A 5358-nucleotide genomic window follows, 5' to 3' on the forward strand; every position below is an offset into this window, starting at 1 on the left:
CCATCGCGCGCGCGATGACGATGGCGTTGTCGGGCAGCTGCTCGCGCGAGGGCGCGTGGTCCTGGCCGACCAGCTGGCGCATCAGGCGGTAGCCGAGATCCTCGAGATCGTGCAGCCGGTCGCGCAAATAGGGGTCGGTCGAGCGCAGCATGCGCGCGCGGGTGTCGGACTGCACGCGCTCGACGGCGGCTTCCGCCGTGAGGCCGGTCGCGACCGCCTCGTGCAGCTTGTGCGACCAGCCCTGGTCGTTGGCGAACATGCGGTAGGCTTCCAGCACCTCCCGGTGCTCGCCGCCCTCGGCGACGTCGCCGCGCTCCAGCATGCGGTCGAGATCGGCGCGCAGCTTGGCGAGCGCGGTGTCGAGCCGCTTGATTTCCTTGGGCAAGTCCTCGGCGATGTAGTCCTTGATGACGACGCGCGGCTCGTGCAGCACGACATGGCCGAGTGCGATGCCCTCCGACAGGATGGCGCCGACCTTCTGCGCGGAATGGCGCGCGGCCGGCTCCTGGCCCGGCTGGGCCAGCGCGGAGAGTTCCCCGGACGCGATCAGCTCCGCCAGCACCATCGCGGTGGTCTGCAGCGCCTCGAGCTCTTCCTCGACATAGTTGCGCTTGGCGCGGTTCTGCACCACCAGCACGCCGAGCGTATTGCCGGCCCGCAGGATCGGCACGCCGAGGAAGGAGTGGTAAATTTCTTCGCCGGTCTCGGGACGGAACGAGAAGGCCGGGTGGCTCTGCGCATCGCTCAGGTTGAGCGGTGTCGCCTCGCTGGCGACGAGGCCGACCAGGCCTTCATGGGCGCTCAGCACGGTGTGGTGCACCGCCTCGCGGTTGAGGCCTTCGGTGGCGTAGAGCTCCAGTGTGTTGTCGATGCGCAGCACATAGACCGAGCACACCTCGGCCACCATGTTGGCGGCGATCAGCACCACGATCTTGTCCAGCCGCTCCTGGGCCGAGACCTGCTCCGCCATGGTTTCGCGGAGCCGTCTCAACAAGACGCGGGGACCTCCCGACGCGCTCCGCATGTCCCGTCAATCTCCTCCGTCTGCCCGGCCCGGCGGTATCGGCCGGCGGCTGGCCCAAAATTCCAGAAAAACAACCAATTTGTTTGTCCGGCGCCGGCACAAGCCCAAAATCACTCGAGATTTAGCGCTTGCACCGAATCGGTGCCGCCTGAACTGGGACACAGTCTACGGCAGCCCACCCTGTTCGCCGTATAGCGAATTGAGGCTTGTTTTGCCAAGCAAAACGCCTGCCAAACGCGAAGGTGTGTACACCTTCGCGTTTGCTGCGACCGCTAAGAGAAAATTAGTCTAGGTCTGATCGAGGCCGTAGAGCGTGTGCAGCGTGCGCACCGCAAGCTCGGTATAGGCGGTGTCGATCAAAACCGAGAATTTGATCTCGGAGGTTGTGATGGCCCGGATGTTGATATTCCGTCCGGCGAGGGCCGAAAACGCCTGGGCGGCGACGCCGGCATGGCTGCGCATGCCACTGCCGATCACCGAGATCTTGGCGACGTCGGTGGCGGTATCGAGCCGCGCGTAGCCGATCTTGCCCTTGGCGGCGGTAATCGTGTCCTTGGCGCGGGTATAGTCGGCCGCCGGCACCGTGAAGGTGAGGTCGGTGGTCTTGCCGTCCTCGGAGACATTCTGCACGATCATGTCGACGTTGATGTTGGCATCCGCGAGCGGGCCGAAGATCGAGGCCGCAACGCCCGGCTTGTCCTCGATCTGGCGCACCGAGATCTGGGCCTCGTCCTTGGAGAAGGCGATACCGGTGACGACGTGGCTTTCCATGATCTCCTCCTCGCTGCAGATCAGCGTGCCGGGCGGCTGGTTGGCATGCGGGTCGATATCCTCGGGCTTGTCGAAGCTCGAGCGGACGAAGATCGGCATGTTGTGGACCATGCCGAGTTCCACCGAGCGGACCTGGAGCACTTTTGCGCCCTGAGAGGCCAGTTCCAGCATGTCTTCGAACGCGATCTTGTCGAGCCTCTTGGCCTTCGGCACGATTCGCGGGTCGGTGGTGTAGACGCCGTCGACGTCGGTATAGATGTCGCAGCGGTCGGCCTTGACGGCTGCGGCAATCGCCACGGCAGAGGTGTCGGAGCCGCCGCGGCCGAGCGTGGTGATGCGGTTTGTCTCGGCGGTGATGCCCTGAAAGCCGGCGATGACCGCGACCTCCTTGCGCTCCCTAAAGCGCTTGATGATCTCGCTACCGTCGATGTCCTCGATCCGGGCCGAGGCATGGGCGTCGCTGGTCTTGATCGGGATCTGCCAGCCCTGCCAGGAGCGGGCTTGGATGCCCATGCCCTGAAGGGCGATGGCAAGAAGGCCGGAGGTTACCTGCTCGCCGGAGGCGACGACGGCGTCGTATTCGCGCGCATCGTGCATCGGCGAGGCCTCGGTGCACCAGGCCACCAGTTCGTTGGTCTTGCCGGACATCGCCGAGACGACCACGGCCACTTCGTGGCCGGCGTCGACCTCACGCTTCACATGGCGTGCGACGTTGCGGATACGTTCGATGTTGGCGACGGATGTGCCGCCGAATTTCATCACGAGGCGGCTCATGACGACGCGTGCATTCCTTCATAAGGATCAGTATGGTGACCCGCGCAAGGCGATGCTGCGGGCATCCGACCGCGCGTATACAGAGGGGCGGGGCCGGGGGCAAGCGGGTTCCTGCTCCGGCCAATCCGGGCAATGGGTTAATCCAGGTTATGGCGCGCTATATTGACGAAATCCTGCAGCCGGGCGAGCGGGTGCTGTATTCGACCAATGCGCACTGGATCTTCTATTTTCCGGCGATTCTGGCCTGGATCGTGGCCTTGGGCCTGTTCGTGCTGTCGCGGCAGACCACGGTCGAAGGGCTCGTGCTGCTGTGTCTCGTCGCCGCGGCGCTGGTGGCTCTCGCCGCCCTGTACTGGACCGCGAAGGGCTGGTTCCACCGCTTCACCACCGAGACCGACGTCACCAATCTCAGGGTCGTGCACAAGACCGGTTTCATCAAGCGCCGCACCTTCGAGATGGCGCTGGACAAGGTCGAGAGCGTCGACGTCAACCAGACGATCCTTGGACGTATTCTCAACTACGGCGATGTGACCATCAACGGGGTCGGCGAAGGCCGCGAAACCATCCGGACCATCGCCTCGCCGCTCGCCTTCCGTAGTTCGATCACCACGCGGTAGGACCGCGCGTAACCATGAGCATGCAGCAAAATACTTCCGCAACCGCCCAGCCGGGCTCGACCGTCGACGCCGCCGAGATCGCGAAATTCTCAAAACTCTCGGCCGAGTGGTGGGACCCCAATGGCAAGATGGCGCCGCTGCACCGGATCAACCCGCTGCGGCTCGGCTATATCCGCGACGCCGCCTGCCGCAAGTTCGAGCGCAACGTGCGCAGCCTCAACTGCCTCGGTGGCCTGCGCGTGCTCGACATCGGCTGCGGTGCCGGACTGCTGTGCGAGCCACTGTCGCGCCTGGGTGCGCAGGTCATCGGCGTCGATCCGTCGGTCAGCAACATCGCGGCCGCGAAGCTGCACGCCGACAAGGCGCATCTGTCGATCGACTATCGCTGCACCACGGTGGAGGAGATCGACCCGCGCGAGCGCTTCGACATCGTGCTGGCGATGGAAGTGGTCGAGCACGTCGTCGATGTCGGCGTCTTCCTGAAGCGTTGCGCCGCGATGCTGAAGCCGAACGGCCTCATGGTGGTCTCGACGCTGAACCGCAACTGGAAGAGCTTCGCGCTCGCCATCGTCGGCGCCGAATATGTCCTGCGCTGGCTGCCGCGCGGCACCCATGAGTGGAATAAGTTCGTCACCCCCGACGAGCTGACGAAATACCTGCTCGACAACCGCCTCGTCATCACCGAGCAGACCGGCGTGGTCTACTCGCCCTTCGCCGACAAATGGACCCTCTCGTCGGACATGGACGTGAACTACATGGTGGTGGCGGAAGCGATGGTGTGAGGCTGTGAGTGGGGCGCGAGCTGCTCCGCCACAGACGGTGTCGTGCGTTCGCAGGGACGACAGCGGAGATTGTGGCGAAAGCATCGCTCCCATGACGCCCACGTGGTTGACCGCGTGGGTTGCAGCTTGCAGGTTGGCTCGACCTTTCCAGCACTAGCCAGCCCCACCCCCATGTTCACCGTCGCCAGCCTCTGGATTCCCTTCACGATCGTCGCCGCGCTGGGCCAGGTCGCGCGCAATGCGATGCAGCGGTCGTTGACGAAGCCGCTGGGGACCTGGGGCGCGACCAATATCCGCTTCCTGTTCGGCTTCCCGTTCTCGGTGCTGTTCTTGGGGTCGGTGCTGATCGCCACCGGCGATCAACTCGGCATGCCGCCGACCGCGTTCTGGCCGTGGCTGCTGCTCGGGGCGCTCAGCCAGATCGTCGCGACAGGCTTGATGCTGCTGGCGATGAACGACCGCTCCTTCGTGGTGACGACGGCGTATCTGAAGACCGAGGCGATCCAGACCGCGATCTTCGGCTTCGTCTTTCTCGGCGATCACCTGACCTGGCTGAAGGTGCTGGCGATCGTCATCGCGACCATCGGTGTCGTCATCACCGCGCTGCGGCCCGGCGGCGAGAAGAGTTTTGCGGAATTGAGGCCGACCATCACCGGCCTCGTTGCTGCTGCGGCCTTCGCGCTCTCCGCGGTCGGGTTTCGCGGCGCCATCATCAACGTGCCGGGCGTATCGTTCGTGACCGCGGCCTCGTTCACGCTGGTGCTCGGCCTCCTCGTGCAGACTCTGATCCTGACGATCTATCTGCTCTGGCGCGCGCCAAATATCCTGCGGGCGATTCTGGGGCTATGGCAGCCGTCGATGCTCGCGGGCTTCATGGGCGCCTTCGCCTCGCAATTCTGGTTTCTGGCCTTCGCGCTGACCGCCGCCGCCAATGTCCGCACCCTCGCCCTGATCGAGGTGCTGTTCGCGCAAGGCGTGGCGTATTACTCGTTCAAGCAGCCAATCGAGCCGCGCGAGATTTTCGGCATTGTGCTGATCGTGGTCGGCGTGGCGCTACTGGTGGGCGTCTGACGAAGAACGCGAAAACCTAATTCCGGTCTTCCGGCAGGGTCGGCAGCGGCGAAACCTCGATGCCCTCGTCGATCAGCGACTTTGCTTCTTCCGGCGAGGCCTCGCCGTAGATCGGACGGTGCTCCTTGTCGCCGTAATGCATCGCGCGGGCTTCGTTCGCAAAACGCTCGCCGACATTGTCGGCGTTCTTCACGATGTGATCGCGCAATTCCTTCAGCTTGGTGCGCAGCTCTTTTTCCTGCGCCATCAGCAGCGAGGTCGGACCTGATGGTGCGGCCTCGGGCGTGGTCGCGGGCTCCGGCGGCGGGCTCGCGCGCCC

General features: G+C 64.6%; 6 protein-coding genes. 3 read left to right on the top strand and 3 right to left on the bottom strand.

The annotated features are described in order from the left end of the window. Both MOV75_RS26335 and MOV75_RS26340 read right to left on the bottom strand, forming a co-directional pair. On the bottom strand, positions 1-1024 hold a 1024-nt coding region (locus tag MOV75_RS26335), incomplete at its 3' end, for a phosphoenolpyruvate-utilizing N-terminal domain-containing protein (RefSeq protein ID WP_247006863.1). Positions 1025-1312: 288 nt separating this feature from the next. Beyond that, positions 1313-2569 (bottom strand): aspartate kinase, encoded by a 1257-nt coding sequence (locus tag MOV75_RS26340; RefSeq protein ID WP_246929733.1) that lies wholly within the window; start codon positions 2567-2569, stop codon positions 1313-1315. 149 nt (positions 2570-2718) lie between these two features. Here MOV75_RS26340 and MOV75_RS26345 point away from each other — a divergent pair, with 149 nt between their 5' ends. The 3 genes from MOV75_RS26345 to MOV75_RS26355 all read left to right on the top strand — a co-directional run bounded on the left by MOV75_RS26345 (position 2719) and on the right by MOV75_RS26355 (position 5039). Continuing rightward, positions 2719-3186, top strand: a complete 468-nt coding sequence (locus tag MOV75_RS26345) for a PH domain-containing protein (RefSeq protein ID WP_246929732.1) — start codon at positions 2719-2721, stop codon at positions 3184-3186. A 14-nt stretch (positions 3187-3200) separates the two neighbouring features. Beyond that, on the top strand, positions 3201-3968 hold the full coding sequence (gene ubiG / locus MOV75_RS26350) for a bifunctional 2-polyprenyl-6-hydroxyphenol methylase/3-demethylubiquinol 3-O-methyltransferase UbiG (protein ID WP_246929730.1): 768 nt from the start codon (positions 3201-3203) through the stop codon (positions 3966-3968). Between the two features lie 171 nt (positions 3969-4139). Then, a complete protein-coding gene (locus tag MOV75_RS26355) occupies positions 4140-5039 on the top strand; it encodes an EamA family transporter (protein WP_246929728.1) in 900 nt (299 codons plus the stop codon). Between the two features lie 16 nt (positions 5040-5055). Here the strand turns inward: MOV75_RS26355 and MOV75_RS26360 are convergent. Further along, a partial coding sequence (locus tag MOV75_RS26360) for a DUF1178 family protein (protein ID WP_247006865.1) occupies positions 5056-5358 on the bottom strand: 303 nt, incomplete at its 5' end.

This window comes from Bradyrhizobium sp. PRIMUS42 (assembly GCF_023006515.1).
In the GTDB taxonomy this organism is placed as follows: Bacteria; Pseudomonadota; Alphaproteobacteria; order Rhizobiales; family Xanthobacteraceae; genus Bradyrhizobium.